Annotated in this window: 15 protein-coding genes; 3 read left to right on the top strand and 12 right to left on the bottom strand. The window is 46.5% G+C overall.

The annotated features are described in order from the left end of the window. Positions 1-12: 12 nt before the first annotated feature. The 3 genes from AC787_RS22760 to cymR are packed head-to-tail and all read right to left on the bottom strand — an operon-like array spanning position 13 to position 2,153. Positions 13-549, bottom strand: coding sequence for a PRC-barrel domain-containing protein (locus AC787_RS22760; RefSeq protein ID WP_054027274.1), 537 nt, complete (start codon positions 547-549; stop codon positions 13-15). A 17-nt stretch (positions 550-566) separates the two neighbouring features. Then, positions 567-1,721, bottom strand: a complete 1,155-nt coding sequence (locus tag AC787_RS22755) for a cysteine desulfurase family protein (RefSeq protein ID WP_054027273.1) — start codon at positions 1,719-1,721, stop codon at positions 567-569. Positions 1,722-1,733: 12 nt separating this feature from the next. After that, complete coding sequence (cymR, locus tag AC787_RS22750; protein WP_054027272.1) at positions 1,734-2,153, bottom strand: cysteine metabolism transcriptional regulator CymR; 420 nt, start codon at positions 2,151-2,153, stop codon at positions 1,734-1,736. Between the two features lie 201 nt (positions 2,154-2,354). Between cymR and mnmA the strand changes: the two genes are divergently transcribed. Next, on the top strand, positions 2,355-3,488 hold the full coding sequence (gene mnmA, locus AC787_RS22745; protein ID WP_054027271.1) for a tRNA 2-thiouridine(34) synthase MnmA: 1,134 nt from the start codon (positions 2,355-2,357) through the stop codon (positions 3,486-3,488). Positions 3,489-3,558: 70 nt separating this feature from the next. Here mnmA and AC787_RS22740 read toward each other — a convergent pair whose 3' ends face one another. Beyond that, a complete protein-coding gene (locus tag AC787_RS22740; protein ID WP_235561096.1) occupies positions 3,559-4,905 on the bottom strand; it encodes a hemolysin family protein in 1,347 nt (448 codons plus the stop codon). A gap of 471 nt (positions 4,906-5,376) precedes the next feature. On the opposite strand from AC787_RS22740, the gene AC787_RS22735 reads away from it, so the two are divergent. Together AC787_RS22735 and AC787_RS22730 are read left to right on the top strand one after the other, a co-directional pair. After that, the gene (locus tag AC787_RS22735; protein ID WP_054027270.1) at positions 5,377-5,949 is read left to right on the top strand and encodes a copper resistance protein CopC; all 573 of its coding nucleotides are present in this window, start codon (positions 5,377-5,379) and stop codon (positions 5,947-5,949) included. Beyond that, complete coding sequence (locus AC787_RS22730; protein ID WP_054027269.1) at positions 5,949-7,034, top strand: copper resistance D family protein; 1,086 nt, start codon at positions 5,949-5,951, stop codon at positions 7,032-7,034. The genes AC787_RS22735 and AC787_RS22730 overlap by 1 nt, the downstream gene beginning before the upstream one ends. Positions 7,035-7,199: 165 nt before the next feature. Here AC787_RS22730 and AC787_RS22725 read toward each other — a convergent pair whose 3' ends face one another. The 8 genes from AC787_RS22725 to AC787_RS22700 all read right to left on the bottom strand — a co-directional run bounded on the left by AC787_RS22725 (position 7,200) and on the right by AC787_RS22700 (position 16,383). After that, positions 7,200-8,507: a replication-associated recombination protein A gene (locus tag AC787_RS22725; protein WP_054027268.1), complete on the bottom strand. Its 1,308-nt coding sequence runs from the start codon at positions 8,505-8,507 to the stop codon at positions 7,200-7,202. Positions 8,508-8,723: 216 nt separating this feature from the next. After that, positions 8,724-8,870, bottom strand: a complete 147-nt coding sequence (locus AC787_RS34160) for a hypothetical protein (protein WP_161807560.1) — start codon at positions 8,868-8,870, stop codon at positions 8,724-8,726. Further along, positions 8,867-9,622, bottom strand: coding sequence for a ThiF family adenylyltransferase (locus AC787_RS22720; protein WP_054027267.1), 756 nt, complete (start codon positions 9,620-9,622; stop codon positions 8,867-8,869). The genes AC787_RS34160 and AC787_RS22720 overlap by 4 nt, the downstream gene beginning before the upstream one ends. Positions 9,623-9,651: 29 nt before the next feature. Continuing rightward, the gene (aspS, locus tag AC787_RS22715) at positions 9,652-11,469 is read right to left on the bottom strand and encodes an aspartate--tRNA ligase (protein ID WP_054027266.1); all 1,818 of its coding nucleotides are present in this window, start codon (positions 11,467-11,469) and stop codon (positions 9,652-9,654) included. Positions 11,470-11,497: 28 nt separating this feature from the next. Then, entirely contained in the window at positions 11,498-12,763 is a 1,266-nt protein-coding gene (gene hisS / locus AC787_RS22710) for a histidine--tRNA ligase (RefSeq protein ID WP_054027265.1), read from the bottom strand. A 679-nt stretch (positions 12,764-13,442) separates the two neighbouring features. After that, positions 13,443-13,613 (bottom strand): hypothetical protein, encoded by a 171-nt coding sequence (locus AC787_RS34510; RefSeq protein WP_162839327.1) that lies wholly within the window; start codon positions 13,611-13,613, stop codon positions 13,443-13,445. Between the two features lie 92 nt (positions 13,614-13,705). After that, on the bottom strand, positions 13,706-14,149 hold the full coding sequence (gene dtd / locus AC787_RS22705; RefSeq protein WP_054027264.1) for a D-aminoacyl-tRNA deacylase: 444 nt from the start codon (positions 14,147-14,149) through the stop codon (positions 13,706-13,708). 53 nt (positions 14,150-14,202) lie between these two features. Then, a complete protein-coding gene (locus tag AC787_RS22700; RefSeq protein ID WP_054027263.1) occupies positions 14,203-16,383 on the bottom strand; it encodes a RelA/SpoT family protein in 2,181 nt (726 codons plus the stop codon). Between the last annotated feature and the right edge of the window lie 57 nt (positions 16,384-16,440).

Raw genomic sequence — 16,440 nt, 5'->3', positions numbered from 1 at the left:
TTTCATTTCTCCCTATCCTCTGAAATTGGAAGCTGCGACAGGCTCCAATTCCGCTTCACTGACAGCAGGAACAATAATCGCGTCTTCCCCGAGTAATACGTTATCCGGATCACTCGGCGCCTTCAGCCATCTGCGCCCTTCCATCAGATCCGAAACAAAACCGTCCGTAAGCTCGTAGCCTACTATTTGTGTACCCTCTTTTGGGTAAAAATAAACATCCGACACCCGGCCAAGTTGAACACCCTGGACAGTTACGACGGGTAAATCCTTTAATTTCACTAATCCCGTGTAAAAAGAACGTAGCAATTGCTTCGACTTCATCCGAACGATCGCTGCTTCACTTGCTATTATAACGGTGTCCTCTCCGCATGATAACACGTGAGTCCACTCCACTATTTTTACGGATGAAGCAAACCACTTGGGACAATCGAGTATCAGGCCTTTCAGCTGCCAATGCTCATCGAACCAGGCGTCCTTGACGGTTCCAACAAGTTTGCCGGAATGGATAACGATGACGGGTAGTCCAATAAGACGTTGAAGTTTGATCACGCTTAGCTGGAGTCCTCCTAGTAGTTATTACGAATACGCCTCACGATTGTTCCAATTTTCTGTGCGGCATCTTCTAATTCCTCCAAAGTATTCCCCAAACCGAAGCTAAATCTTACTGCTGAATTAATTTGTTCCTCGGGCAATTGCATTGCTCTAAGTACATGTGACCTTTCAAGCGCGCCGGAGGTGCAAGCGGAACCGCTTGCGGCTGCGATACCTTCCATATCCAAATTCATAAGCATCGTCTCCGTATCGACACCGATAAAGCTGACATTTACGATATGCGGCAAGAAGTGCTGCTCACAGCCATTAATAACGATAGGCACTTCAACATGCTTGTGAAGCAGTTCTATCCATCTCTTACGAAGCTCGTCCATAAAAAGTTGCTTATTTTCTCGCTCGTTCACAGAAATATCAACTGCGGTTGCAAACCCAACGATCCCCGCAATGTTTTCTGTCCCTGCGCGCCGTTTTCTTTCCTGAGATCCGCCATGCTGGAGAGCATCAATCGGAGTGCCGTTAGCCACATATAGTGCACCAACACCTTGTGGACCGTTGATCTTATGGGCAGAGAAACTCATCAAATCAATTGGCAGCTCATCAAGCTTATATTCGAACAAGCCCAAGGTTTGAACAGCATCAACATGAAAAACCGCCCCGCCAGCTTTAGCTATGTGCCCGATTTCTTCTATCGGCTGGATCGTGCCAACCTCGTTATTTCCATGCATGATGCTAATGAGTCCTGTTTCTGGGGTCATGGCTTCTTGAACAAGCTCCGGCGATGTTCGCCCGCAGCTATCAATAGGCAGCACGGTAAGGGAGTAACCTTCTTCCTTAACCAGCCACTCGCATGTATGAAGAACAGCGTGATGTTCACCCGCTGAAGTTATGATATGTGATTTGCCTCGTTTGCGTTGTGCTCTGGCGGCACCAATCAATGCGGCGTTATCGCTTTCGGTACCGCCTGAGGTAAATAATAATTGTGCTGGCTTGCAGCCGATTGCTGCTGAAATGAGGTCTCGTGATCGATTTAACTGATGCTTGGCCGCTCTTCCGAAAGCATGCATACTAGACGAATTGCCGCCAGAACCTTGCATAACCTCAAGCATCGCTTGGATGACGGCAGGATGCATAGGCGTAGTAGCGGCATGATCAAAATAATGTTTTTTCATAGGTCAGCTTCCTTAAATATAGAACATATAGCTATCAGGTTTGCCAGCGTCTTCGAAATTGATTAGATCTGCAAGTGTAGTCGAGTCTAATACTTCTGCAATACTGTCGCGAATGCGCAGCCATAGCTGACGTTTAGCCGGATCGTCTTCTTCTGTAAAGTCTACAGGCGAGATCGGTCCTTCTAGAATCCGAATAATATCCCCAGACGTAATCGTTTCTGGATCCTTCGATAAAATATAACCGCCATAAGCTCCGCGAATACTTTTCACAAGACCTGCGTTTCTCAAGGGTGCTACTAATTGCTCCAAATAGTGTTCGGAAAGCTGATTCCGTTCAGCGATACTTTTGAGCGAAGTAGGGCCTTCACCAAATTTAGCCGCAAGCTCCATCATAATTGTTAAGCCATAGCGGCCTTTCGTCGATATTTTCAAAGTGGCACCTCTTTTATTGTTTTTAGTATTGATTTATGAATGTGTCTGACGCATTGGTTGTTAATTCTCTGTATTCCCATTTCACTTATATGTTAACATATCGAACGGGCAGAATGTGCAAAAAGGTTGACATCTTCATGAAAAAGTTTGCAGCCTATGTTACAATAATAAATGTTTGATTCAAGCAAGGTGGTGTTTACGATGGAAAAACCAAAAGCTTCGACAAGAGTAGTCGTCGGGATGTCAGGCGGCGTCGATTCCTCCGTCACTGCGCTGCTGCTTAAGCAGCAAGGCTATGACGTTGTCGGCATTTTTATGAAAAACTGGGATGATACCGATGAATTCGGTCATTGCACGGCGGAAGAGGATTCTGAAGATGTACGCCGCGTATGTGAACAAATTGGTATTCCCTACTATACCGTTAATTTTGAACGGCAATATTTTGACAAGGTATTCACTTATTTTCTAGATGAGTACAAGCGCGGACGTACGCCTAACCCAGACGTTATGTGCAATCGTGAGATTAAATTTGGCGATTTCCTGACGCGTGCGTTGGAGCTTGGAGCGGATTATTTGGCAACAGGTCATTATGCCCAAGTAGAACGTACCGAGGATGGCACAACAAAGCTGATTCGCGGAATCGATTCAAATAAAGATCAGACGTATTTCCTTAGCGCCCTCAATCAGAAACAGCTGGCTAAAGCGATGTTCCCGATTGGGCATCTTCCGAAGCCTGAGGTGCGCCGCATCGCGGAAGAAGCTGGCTTATATACCGCTAAGAAAAAAGACAGCACGGGCGTTTGCTTTATCGGGGAGCGTAATTTCAAAACCTTCCTCAGCGGCTATCTTCCTGCTCAAGCTGGCGACATGATCGATATTAGGAACGGCGAGAAAAAGGGCCGTCACGACGGACTGATGTATTACACGCTCGGCCAGCGCCAAGGACTTGGTATTGGCGGATCAGGCTCCGGTGAGCCTTGGTTCGTAGCGGACAAGGATTTGGAGAACAACATTCTTTATGTTGTGCAGGGCGAGCAGCATCCTAGTCTCTACTCCGAGAGTTTGACGGCAAGCGGCATGAATTGGATCGTCCGAGCTAACAGCGGAGATGTTATTCGCTGCACTGCCAAATTCCGTTATCGCCAGCCAGATCAAGGCGTTAGCGTAACGATTGGCGAGGATGGAAACGCCCATATCGTGTTCGATAAACAGCAGAAAGCCATTACTCCTGGACAAGCAGTTGTGCTCTACGACGGCAACGTTTGCCTTGGAGGAGGCACGATCGATAAGGTTAAAAAAATTGATTCTGCTGCTGATCTTGCAAAACAAGCATAACCAACATAAAAAGCTGCCTGACGCATCCATTCACGATGCGTCAGGCAGCTTTTTCTTTTGATCAATACGCTCATTTTGAACCAAAATGCTGACCGCCCTGCCCTTTTCTCTTCTCACCGATCTTACAGACCATAAGACGTGAAATCCGAAGATGATCCGTCTCTTCGATAATGAATTCATACTCGCCCGCATAATCGACACGTTGGTTATTGACAGGAGGTATGTTTATCTTGGAATAAATCCAACCTCCAATTGTATCGTAATCATCTGTCTCTATATCAAGATTGAAGAAGCTATTGACTTCCTCAATCAGCATGAGTCCACTAATCGAGTAGGTATTGTCATCCTTTTTCTCGAGAGGCTCTCGTTCCTCGTCAAATTCGTCTTGAATCTCGCCGACGATTTCCTCCATAATATCCTCCAGAGTCACTAAGCCTGATGTACCTCCGTACTCATCAATCAAAATAGCGATTTGCGACTTTCGTTTTTGCATCAGCTTTAGCAGCGTACTTATTTGCATCGATTCGGGTACTGTCGTAATCGGTCTCGTAATTTGCCTAATATCTTGCAGGTTATGCATCGTGTCCTTCAGCAAATCCTTGATGTGCACGAATCCAATGATGTTGTCCTTGTCATTCTCACAAACCGGATAACGCGTTAGCATTTGCTCCAGTGCAATTTTTTTATTGTCGGATAAATTGTGGCTCGTATTCAGACATATCATTTCTGTACGAGGAATCATAATTTCGCGCGCATTTGTCTCGGCAAAATCAAAAATGTTATCGACGAGTGTAAGCTCCATATTGTCTATTAGTCCGTTTTTGTGGCTTTCCTTCATCAGAATCCGAATTTCATCTTCTGTATGTGCAGAATCCTTCTCGGTCACGGGCTCAATTCCGATTTTTCTCAGAAGCAGATTGGCCATGCCGTTAAATAACCAAATAAAGGGAAACATAAGCTTATAAAAACAAACGAGCGGCCATGCTGTCAATCGCGTAATGGATTCAGCTTTGCGGATTGCCAGCGTTTTTGGCGCCAGCTCTCCAAGTACAATATGCAGCATCGTTATGAGAGTAAAGGCAAGCAAAAATGAAAAAACATGAATGAACCATTCACTGCGAATACCGATGAACCCCATAGCTGGTATGATCACATTAGCGATCGCAGGCCCCCCAACCCATCCAAGACCAAGCGATGCAAGCGTAATGCCAAGCTGGCATGCAGACAAATAAGCATCCAGATTACCTGTCATATGAGAGGCTAGTTTTGCTCGTGTATCTCCCTCTGCACCTATTGCATCCAAGCGGCTTCCTCTAGCTTTCACCATTGCAAACTCGGCAGCAACAAAAAAACTGTTCATCATTACGAAAATAAAAATGAGCAGCAAAGACATACTGGTCGGTAATGGGTCATTCAATAGATTCCTGTCCTCCGCAATAAATGAAACGGGATGCGATGACAGGTGCACCTCCTTTTGGAACAAAGATACGGCAATCTTTGTGTAATGTGAGATTTCTCCTAGATGACAAACCGCCGCGTCAAACGGTAAAGCCATGAGGCAATCCGCTCTCAAGACTGTAATTATGTCTATTCGTCATAGGCTAACACTTATACACGGATTTTCAGTCTTTCTATGCGTTTTTTATGAGGCTAAGCAAAAACGCCTTCAGCGTCCTCTGGATGCTGAAGCTGCTTTGACGGAGAAATATAACATAAGTAGGAGCAAATGATATACCTTCTTATATTTTAATAAATCGAACTTCAACAAATGTTCATAAAGCCGCAATGAATTGGTCATTTTATGTGGAGCAACAGCTAATTGGAATCTGTTATAATGCAATGAGCTTACCAAGTAGGCTCGTTACAAAAATATGTAGGAGGTTTACAAATGAAACGAATATTGCTTATTTTCCTTGCGGCCCTGTGGCTCGTTCCGGGCGTAGCGATGGCTCATTCCAAACTTGAAAGTGCGGTACCTGCGCGAGATGCAACGGTCACTGCTTCACCAGAGCGTATAGAGATGACGTTTAACACAAAGATCGAGAAGCTTAGTAATTTTAAAATATTGAATGCTGCCGGCGAGGAAATGGAAAAAGAGAAGGTCGAGATTGACGGCATGACGATGACTGGATCGGTTCCCGCTGCTCTGCCTAATGGTATTTATACTATAAAGTGGGTAATTATCGGAGCGGATGGTCATTCAGTGGAAGGTGACTATTCGTTTACTGTAGAAGCGCCAGTTGTTACTGAAGAACCAACACAAGAACCAGAAACGACCACTGCCACGGATGCACCAGCAGCGACGACTGCTCCTACTCCTTCACCTGAAGCAAGCACGAATACTGACGGTGGAAGCAGCGAAACTTCAACTAATGATGCAGGAACGAACTATACTCCCTATGTAATTATCGGAGTCATCATTGTAACAGCAGCTCTCTTATTCATGCGGAGGCGCAAATAATGATCTATATCAGCGAAGGCCTTCTATACATTTGCTTCGCCATTTTAACGGGCACCTTTCTATTGCGGCTTGTACCGGAGGATAGAAGGCCCTCCGTGCATGTGCCTCATGGCCTGCTGCTCGCATGCGCAATAGCAATACCGATCTTATCCTATGTTCCTATTCATAAGCTTGCTCTCGTATTTGCCAAAGACTTTGACATGACTTATGGCGCCATTCTGAAGAGCATCCTTCTCGATGTTAATACGGGAAAGGCATGGCTTTGGACAGCGATTGGATCAGCTGGACTCGCTTTTTTACTAGGACTTAAAGCATTCCGGGGCGATAAGCATATGCCGAAGGTTGCTTTGTTTGTTACCTTTTTGCTAATCGTATGGCTAGGTTATGCAGGACATGCTTCATCACTCTATGGATTTAAAGGGTTAATTACACATTCTGCTCATTTTCTCGCAGTCAGCGTATGGATTGGCATCTTGTTTATAATCAGTTGGTTTTCCAAAGATGATGCAAATTGGAACGCATTTCTACGTTGGTTTTCGCCAGTGGCCATTATTTCTGTCGTGGTAACGCTTCTTGCTGGCATTACGCTTATGTCGTTCACGACTCCAGAATATGTGAACTCATGGATGCTTCCTTACGGCCAGATGCTGCTGATCAAACATCTACTCATTTTGCCTTTGCTGCTATTTGCTTTCTCCAACGGCTTCGGATACAAAAAGGCAGCCAAAAAAAATCCGAATTTCAATCCGAGACGGTGGCTAAAGGCAGAAAGTTTGATTGCATTGCTCGTGCTTGCAGCAACAGGCGTCCTTGGACAACAAGCACCTCCGCATAAAGTGAAGGAAACGCTCCAATCGGAATCACCTTCATCACTTTTTACATCGATTTACAAAGGCAGTTTCAGCCCTGACATCAGCTTGAAATTCACGATGAACATGGAGAGCCTGCTCATGCTTGCGGCAGCTGCACTTATGGCAGTCGGTCTGATCTGGATGTACCGCGCAAATAAGCTTATCCCTGCATTTGTAATGAGTATTTTGACCGTAGTATTCGGTTATTTCGGCCTTATGTTCGCGATTGCCTAAAGCTCGCTCCGCTGAGGGAATTTCTTCAGTCGGATGAGAATATACAATCTCGGATGTTTATAGATAAAAATTAAAATAACAGAAAAAACTCCCGCTAATACGGACGTTAGCTCATGAATCAGCTTACTTCCATCAAATTAGCGGGAGTTTTTCCTTTGCCATTTATTATTTGCCTTTTCGTTTTTGCTGGTTTTGCCTGATTTTATCTTCCATCCCTTGCTCGGTAGCCTTATAAAAGGTCATTCCCCCAAGCGTGCTCGGCAAATATTGCTGCTTTACGTAATGGTTCGGAAAGTCATGGGGATATTGGTATCCCTCGTGACCAAGCTGCTGTGCTCCCTTGTAATGAGTGTCACGCAGATGCAGCGGCACTTCTGCGTCGCCTGATCGTTCTATAGCCGCCTCCGCATTGCCGATCGCAATCGCCGTAGCATTCGACTTAGGGCTCTCTACCGCGAATAGAATCGCTTGTGAGATGTTATACTTCGCTTCAGGCCAGCCTATCTTGTGATAAGCATCCATCGCCGTGACCGCTTGAATCATCGCTTGTGGATTAGCAAGTCCAATATCTTCGCTGCATGCTACAATCAGCCTGCGGATAAAGGTCATCGGGTCCATGCCCAGCTTTTCCACCGCATACAAAAACCAAAATAATGCTGCGTCACTCGAGCCTCTTACGCTTTTGTGAAATGCGGATAGCACATCATATTGTGTAGATAGATCTGCACGAATAGATGGCTTCCTTATCGACTCTTGAGCAACCTCAAGCGTCAGCCGGACAGACCCATCCATCTCAGATGGTGTTGTCACCGCAGCCAGCTCAAGCGCATTAAGCGCCCGACGAATGTCACCGCCCGCCATTGCGGCTATATGCCGCAGCGCGTCTTCATCCACTTGTAGATCCATAAAACCTAAACCCCGCTCACGATCAGCTAATGCTCTAATCATGGCTTCATAGGCGTGCTCCTCGCCAAGCGCTTCGAGCTGAAACAAAGTTGAACGAGACAATAGAGCGCCATTCACATGATGAAATGGATTTTCAGTTGTCGCACCTATAAAAATAATAATACCCTGCTCGACAGCAGGAAGCAGCGCATCCTGCCTAGCTGTATTGAAGCGATGCACCTCATCTAGAAAAAGCGTCGTCTTCTTGCCATACATCGCTTTGCTCGTACGAGCCTGATCTATTACCTCACGTACATCCTTTACTGAAGCATCCACCGCGTTAAGCTTCACGAACTCGCCCGCTGTCCGCAGAGATATAATATGGGCTAGCGTCGTTTTACCACAGCCTGGCGGACCGTACAACAATATCGATGATACCTGATCGCCCTCGATTGCCCGCCGCAGCAGCTTACCCGTTCCTACTATATGCTCTTGCCCGATATATTCGTCTAACGTTTGCGGCCGCATGCGATCTGCAAGCAGCCTGGCACGCGGCATTTCTGCCTCTTGATATGAAAATAAATCCATCCTGCTCCCCAACCTTCTGCCATCTGTTACTCCGATCATAGCATACTAGCACATTTGTTCGCCAGATATTCACTCACAGCACTGAACTCATCGTCTGTAAAATAACAAGGAATTCAACGTACATAGTTTATAAAAAATAGCCGATTCGCAGAAAAGGCAAGATCGCTTTTTCTCGAAACGGCTATTTATTCATTGCTTATTTATCGAACGGAGATTTCAAACCTCGTATTGCAATTCACCATCTACAACGGTTGAATCCGAGTCTAATCCAAGTTCCTCCAAGTAATGCTCGGAGGGCGGCTTAAGCACAAGCGCCTTCATATCCGGCATCAACCTTAGTTTTTTGACAAGCGCTTCGTTCACAGCTCGATGCCGCCAGCAACGAGCAAGTCCTTCACAACGACACTAACCATAATAAGACCGGCTACTGGCGGAACGAATGCATTACTGGCTGGAGGCTGCTTCGCCTTGCGAATGTCAGGCGCGTTCTCAGGAACGATTTTTTTCGTAACATCCTCACGCGGCTTCATTGGCAGCTCGGTCGAGAATACAACCTTAACGCCACGCTTGATGCCTTCCTTGCGCAGCTTAGTACGAATAACCCTCGCTAAAGGATCGGTATGCGTCTGCGAAATATCAACAACCTGAAATTTTGTCGGGTCCATCTTATTCGCTGCGCCCATACTAGAAATAATCGGAATTTTCCTCTCGAGACATTGCTTGATCAAATGAATCTTATACGAAATCGTATCGGAAGCATCCACAACATAATCAAGCGGATATTCAAAAAACTGTTCGAACGTTTCTTCCGTATAAAACATGCGCAAGGCAATAACATCACATTCAGGATTAATAAGCTTAATCCGATCACGCATAAGCTCTGATTTCACTTGACCCACTGTCGTTGTGAGCGCATGAATCTGACGATTAACGTTCGTAATATCTACAACGTCTTTGTCGACGAGTATGATACGTCCAACCCCGGTGCGTGCAAGCGCCTCAGCTGCAATGCCGCCAACGCCTCCGATGCCGAGCACGGCAACCGTGCTCCCCTTCATTAGCGCTAGCCCCTCTGGCCCAATAGCCAGCTCTGTTCGTGAAAATTGGTGAAGCATCCGGCTGCCGCCTCCTTCGCATTGATTGCTTATTTTTCGTTAGTTTCTGTTGCTGCAGCAGCTGCCGATGCAACAGGTTGTTTTGGCTTAAGAACAGTACGGATATGCAATTGCTCGAGCTGCGACAGCTCAACCTCGGACGGCGCATCGCAGAGAAGATCTGTAGCACTTGCCGTTTTAGGGAATGCAATCGTTTCACGCAGATTCGTGCGGCCAGTAAGCAGCATAACCAGACGGTCGAAACCAAAGGCAATACCGCCGTGTGGAGGTGTTCCGTATTCAAATGCATCCAGCAAGAAGCCGAATTTCTCTTGTGCTTCTTCCATGCTGAAGCCAAGCGCTTTGAACATTTGTTCTTGTACTTCACGCTTGTAGATACGCATGGAGCCGCCGCCAACTTCATAACCGTTCAGAACTAGATCATACGCTTGTGCGCGAATTTGTCCTGGATCCGTATCAAAGAAATGAAGGTCATCTTCATTTGGACGTGTGAATGGGTGGTGTTCCGCTACATAACGCTTCGCATCCTCATCCCATCCAAGCAATGGGAAGTCAACAACCCAAGCAAACTTGAATTTGGATTCGTCGATCAAGCCTAGGTCTTTACCAAGTTTAGAGCGCAGGTTGCCAAGTACATCGCAAACCACTTTTTTCTTATCCGCAGAGAAAGTTAGCAAATCTCCGTCTTCAACTTGCAAACGCTCTGTAAGCGCCGCAATCTCTTCCGGCTTAAGGAATTTAACGATCGGTCCACGCCATTCGCCATCCTTCACCGTAATCCAAGCTAGCCCTTTACCGCCGTAACGAGCAGCGAATGGCTGCAAGTCATCAAGCTCTTTGCGGCTCCAGCTTGCACAGCCCTTAGCGTTCAATGCTTTAACAACGCCGCCGCCTGCAGCAACGCTTGCGAACACTTTTACATCACTGCTTGATACGATATCGGTTATATCTTTAATTTCAAGGTCGAAACGAAGGTCCGGTTTGTCGGAGCCGTATTTGTTCATTGCATCCGCATAAGTAATGCGTTGGAACGGAAGCTCAAGCTCTACGCCTACTGTCTCTTTTAGAAGCTTAGCCGTTAGCTCTTCCATCATTGCAAGCAATTGATCTTGCGAAAGGAAAGAGGTCTCGATGTCGACTTGCGTGAATTCCGGTTGACGGTCTGCACGAAGATCCTCATCGCGGAAGCAACGAGCGATTTGGTAGTAACGCTCAATACCGCCAACCATCAGAAGCTGCTTAAAGATTTGCGGCGATTGCGGCAATGCAAAAAATTCACCTTCATGCACACGGCTTGGCACCAAGTAATCACGCGCGCCTTCAGGCGTGCTTTTCGTTAAAATAGGTGTTTCCACGTCGATGAAGCCTTCTCCGTCTAGGAAATCGCGGAAAACCTTTGCTGCTTTCGAACGAAGGAACAACGTTTTTTGCATTTCTGGACGACGCAGGTCCAGGTAACGATATTTCAAGCGAAGCGACTCATCTACTTCTACGCCATCCTCGATTGGGAATGGAGGCGTTTTTGCCGCGTTCAACACTTCGATTTTCGTAACACGAACTTCAATTTCGCCGGTTGCAAGGTTAGCGTTGTAAGTTTCAGCATCGCGCTCAACTACTGTTCCTTGAATGGCAAGTACGAATTCATTACGCGCGCGATCAGCGATCGCTAGAGCGTCACCGGAGAAATCCGGGTTAAATACCGTTTGTACAATACCAGAACGGTCGCGAAGATCGATAAATAGGACGCCACCAAGATCGCGGCGACGTTGCACCCAGCCATTTAGAATAACCGATTGACCAACGTCCGCTTTCGTTAAGCGGCCGCAGTGATGTGTTTTTAACAACATAGTGTTCATGCTCCTCGTTTAGTTAGATTTATTTATGTGTTGAAAATGAATTGCTAATTTCTTCAGCAAGCTTATCCAGTGCAACAACACGCTGCTCGCCTTTTGCCATGTCTTTCAAGGAAATTTCGCCGCGCGCAAGCTCATCATCGCCAAGTATAGCAGTAAAACGGGCCTGAAGACGGTCTGCCGACTTCATTTGCGCCTTCATCTTACGGCCAAGATAATCGCGCTCTGCACGTATGCCTTGCTGTCTTAGCTGGTATACGAGCTTAGTTACCTCGCGCTCCGCAGCTTCGCCTAACGCAACTACATACACATCGATCTGATTAAAAACAGGCAATTCCGTTTCTTGATGCTGAAGCAGCAAAATCGTTCTTTCAAGACCTAAGCCAAGACCGACACCCGGCTGTTCAGGACCGCCGATTTCCGATACAAGGCCGTTATAGCGACCGCCTCCACCGACAGTATCGATCGTACCAATTCCTTCTGCCTTATATTCAAAGGCCGTATGGGTATAGTAGTCGAGTCCGCGAACAAGGCGATGATTAATTTCATAAGGAATGCCCATATCACTCAAATACATTTTCACTTTATCAAAGTGAATTTGGCATTCCTCGTCCAAGCTGTCCAAAATAGATGGCGCATCCGTAAAATGCTCTTGATCGACTTTGCAATCGAGTACGCGAAGTGGATTGCGATCCATCCGTGATTGACAATCCTTGCAGAGCAGCTCACGCTTAGGCTCTAGGAAAGCAAGCAAGCGATCACGGAAAACAGCACGAACAGCCGGTGTTCCGACGGAATTAATTTCAACCCGTACGCCTTTTAGACCAACCTCCGTATAAAAGGTATAGCCTAATGCAATGACTTCTGCATCTATAGCAGGATCAACCGAGCCGATAGCTTCGACGCCAAATTGATGCAGCTGGCGATAACGTCCTGCCTGCGGCCGTTCATATCGGAACATGGGCCCGATATAATACAGTTTAGACACGTCTGGCTCGCCGTATAGCTTATTCTCCACGTAAGACCTTACAACGCCTGCGGTTCCTTCTGGACGAAGCGTTAGACTGCGGTTGCCGCGGTCTGTGAAGGTATACATCTCTTTCTCAACAATATCGGTCGTCTCACCGACTCCACGCTGAAATAGCTCTGTAGATTCAAATATCGGCGTTCGAATTTCCCGGAAATTATAACGCTGACAAATATCTCGAGCCTTTTGCTCCACATACTGCCATCTCTCTACCGCGCCAGGCAAAATATCCTGTGTGCCTGGCATTTTCTGAAATGCCATTGAATAACCCCTCCTGCTTTCATAATAAACGGGTTAAATTTCGGAAAACGCAAAAAACTCCCGTTCCTAATAGCTTGCGCCATAAGGGACGAGAGTGAATCTCCCGTGGTACCACCCACATTTCGAGCCTGCATCCTATGCAACAGCTCGCTCAAAGACGGTTAACGTCCGTCATCCGCAGTCCAGCTACTATGCGTCAGCTGCAAGCCTAATTGCTTGCTGCCACCCTGCCGTTCACCGTCTGTTCTCCGGGAAGTCTGTTCATTCTGCCAATATAAGGACGCTTGCAGCCAAGTGACGTCCCTCTCTGAATATAAGGCGTAGAATTACTTTGTCCCATCAACGAATCCATATCTATACTGAGGATTAATTTTACCTCTGACTATGATTAAAGTCAAGATCGATCTGCCCTTACAGCTCTAACCTGAATCTAATAGGCAGAAAAAAACCTACAAAACATGTTTGTAGGTCCAAAAGTAAAATATATTTTAAAAAGGGGGTCGAGTTCTATTATAGGTTAATGATATTAAAAAAAAGTTAGAGATTGATTACAATAATATTACAATTTCGAAAGCGTTTTAATGATGATTTCCTAAAGATGCCGCTTTTCCCAGCTAAACACGGCTCTATGCCTAAAGATAACCGCCCAAGCTTTGGGCCCAGGCGGTCATAGGATTAGCTATAGTTGACCCGAATGATCACGGCGTGGGTGCTGCGGGAAGCCCGCCCATTCTTCCGCTGCTTCCATATCTTCCTCAAGCTCTGCAAAGATCTTAGCTTCTCTGCGATCTGAATGAAGCAGCCTGCGAGATGATCGTTCCATTCCTTGTTCCTTGCGTGATTGGTGCATTCGCGGTTTACCTCCAATATGGCATACTGCTTGTACAAGCTTCTCGAGATGCCTGCACAGCTTACACTATATTGTTACCCGCTCTGCCCATATTAAATACTGCTCTCCAAAATTAACGTTACAGGCCCTGAATTAATGAGCTCCACATCCATCATCGCACCGAAACGTCCTGTCTCCACAGTCAAACCTAAGGAACGAAGCGTCTCATTAAACAAATCGTATAACTGCTCTGCCTGCTCGGGTCTAGCCGCCGCCATGAAATTAGGCCGTCTGCCTTTACGGCAGTCTCCATACAGCGTAAACTGTGAGACAGATAACAGCTGCCCGCCGATATCTGAAATAGAATGATTCATTTTACCTGACTCATCCTCGAAAATTCGCAGGTTAGCTACCTTGTCCGCCATCCACTTGACATCTGTTTCCGTGTCCTCATGCGTCATGCCTACAAGCAGAACAAGTCCTGATTCGATAGAACCTACAGTTTCACCCTCAATGTCTACCTTTGCCTGTTTACTCCGTTGAACGACTACCTTCACTGCTAAAAACCTCCGATATTCGTTTCGCGCTTTATGCTGCAAGAGCAAAACGATTATTGCATAATCCGTTGAACAGAATAGATATCCTGTACTCGTTTTATTTTCTCAACAACCGAAGTGAGGTGCTCGACATTACGGATAAGCACCGTCATATGAATATGCGACATTTTGTTTTTTACAGAACGCCCCGTTACAGCTGAAATATTCGTTTTGCTTTCTGAAACGGCCTGCAGCACTTCATTCAGAAGTCCTCTGCGATCGTGTCCCGTTATTTCGATATCGACGCTGTAATTAGCATCGATATTATCTTCCCACTCCACCTCTATAACGCGTTCGCCCTCTTCACCCTGATCGCCAAACGGAATGTTCAAACAATCCATGCGGTGGACAGAAACGCCGCGTCCGCGGGTAATGTATCCTATGATCGCATCGCCCGGTACAGGGTTGCAGCAGCGCGCAAAGCGAACAAGCAGATTGTCGATGCCCTTCACGGTCACGCCTTGATTTGGACGAGATTTGCGATTGCCCGGCGACTTAATTTCCTTGATCTCGCTTGTTAGCTCGATCTGGCTAGCCAGTTCGGCCTCTCTGCGCATCTTCTCAGTTAGTTTCGTGCAAATTTGCGCCGCTGTAATTCCGCCAAAGCCAATCGCAGACATCATATCCTCAATGTCGTTAAATGCAAACTTCGCAGCAGCCTCCTGCAGCTTATCTTCTTGCTGCCATGCCGAAGGCTCAAGCCCCAACCGCTTCAGTTCCCGCTCAAGCAGATCCTTACCCTTAGCGACGTTTTCTTCGCGCCGTTCTTTTTTGAACCACTGCCGAATTTTACTTCTGGCATGCGAGGACTGCGCAATTTTCACCCAATCCTGACTTGGGCCATATGAATGCTTCGACGTTAATATTTCAACGATATCGCCCGTTTTCAACTTATGGTCAAGCGGAACAATACGACCGTTCAGCTTCGCGCCAATCGTTCGATTACCGACTTCGGTATGAATCCGGTATGCAAAATCAAGCGGTACCGAGCCTGCAGGCAGCTCAATAACTTCACCGCTAGGCGTAAACACGAATACGAGATCGGCAAAGAAGTCCATTTTAAGCGACTCCATAAACTCCGACGCATCACGTGCTTCATGCTGAAGTTCTAATATTTCACGGAACCATGACATTTTGTCTTCAAAGTTGCCGCCTGGTACAAGCGAGCCCTCTTTATAAGCCCAATGTGCCGCAATTCCGTATTCCGAGGTACGGTGCATTTCCCATGTTCGAATCTGAACCTCTGTAGGCTCTCCATTAGGCCCTATAACGGTCGTATGCAGCGATTGATACATATTCGCCTTCGGCATAGCGATGTAGTCCTTAAAGCGGCCTGGCATCGGTTTCCAGAGCGTATGAATGATACCGAGCGTAGCATAACAGTCCTTAATGTTATCTACGATTATGCGGATAGCAAGCAGATCATAAATCTCAGTAAACTGCTTGTTGCGATCGGTCATTTTTTTGTAAATGCTGTACAAATGCTTTGGACGACCGGAGATATCTCCCTCAATGCCCATTTCTTCAAGCTTCTCCGTAATACGGGAGATGACATCTTCAATAAACTGCTCGCGTTCGGCACGCTTCTTCTTCATAAGATTGGCAATACGGTAGTATTGCTGCGGATTCAAATAACGAAGCGCGATATCTTCCATTTCCCATTTGATCGCCGAAATACCTAATCGGTGAGCAATCGGGCAAAATATTTCCAACGTCTCATAAGCGATACGCCGCTGCGCTTCTTCCGATTGGAACTTTAGCGTGCGCATGTTATGAAGCCGGTCTGCTAATTTTATTAAAATGACACGAATGTCCTGAGCCATCGCGACAAACATTTTGCGGTAATTTTCGTTTTGCTGCTCTTCTTTAGAACGAAATTGAATTTTTTCGAGCTTCGTTAGACCGTCTACCAGCATCGCACAGGTTTCGCCAAATTTCGCGCGAACCGTCTGCAAATCTACAGTTGTATCCTCAACGACATCATGGAGCAATGCCGCAATGATCGACAGCACGTCCATTTGCATATCAACAAGAATATCCGCCACCGCTACGGGGTGCAGAATATATGGCTCTCCCGATTTCCGTACTTGTCCGTGATGGGCTTGTTCCGCAAAGTCATAGGCTTCCTGGATGCGTATAAGGTCCTGCTCTTTCATATAGGCGGATGCCTTCTCGAGTAAATGCTCAATGCCCATGAAACGTCCCTTTCTGATTACACTCCTGGCGGATCCCATTCATGCGTTTTCCGAGTT

This window comes from Bacillus sp. FJAT-28004, from assembly GCF_001280845.1.
Classification (GTDB): Bacteria; Bacillota; Bacilli; order Paenibacillales; family Paenibacillaceae; genus Pristimantibacillus.
Note: the sequence above shows the minus strand (reverse complement) of the source record. Positions and strands in the feature narration are given on the sequence as shown.

Coding starts and splice junctions, on each gene's coding strand:
- AC787_RS22755 (WP_054027273.1), bottom strand. CDS start 1,721: ATGAAAAAACATTATTTTGATCATGCCGCTACTACGCCTATGCATCCT.
- mnmA (WP_054027271.1), top strand. CDS start 2,355: ATGGAAAAACCAAAAGCTTCGACAAGAGTAGTCGTCGGGATGTCAGGC.
- AC787_RS22735 (WP_054027270.1), top strand. CDS start 5,377: ATGAAACGAATATTGCTTATTTTCCTTGCGGCCCTGTGGCTCGTTCCG.
- AC787_RS22730 (WP_054027269.1), top strand. CDS start 5,949: ATGATCTATATCAGCGAAGGCCTTCTATACATTTGCTTCGCCATTTTA.
- AC787_RS22725 (WP_054027268.1), bottom strand. CDS start 8,507: ATGGATTTATTTTCATATCAAGAGGCAGAAATGCCGCGTGCCAGGCTG.
- AC787_RS22720 (WP_054027267.1), bottom strand. CDS start 9,622: ATGCTTCACCAATTTTCACGAACAGAGCTGGCTATTGGGCCAGAGGGG.
- aspS (WP_054027266.1), bottom strand. CDS start 11,469: ATGTTGTTAAAAACACATCACTGCGGCCGCTTAACGAAAGCGGACGTT.
- hisS (WP_054027265.1), bottom strand. CDS start 12,763: ATGGCATTTCAGAAAATGCCAGGCACACAGGATATTTTGCCTGGCGCG.
- AC787_RS34510 (WP_162839327.1), bottom strand. CDS start 13,613: ATGCACCAATCACGCAAGGAACAAGGAATGGAACGATCATCTCGCAGG.
- AC787_RS22700 (WP_054027263.1), bottom strand. CDS start 16,383: ATGGGCATTGAGCATTTACTCGAGAAGGCATCCGCCTATATGAAAGAG.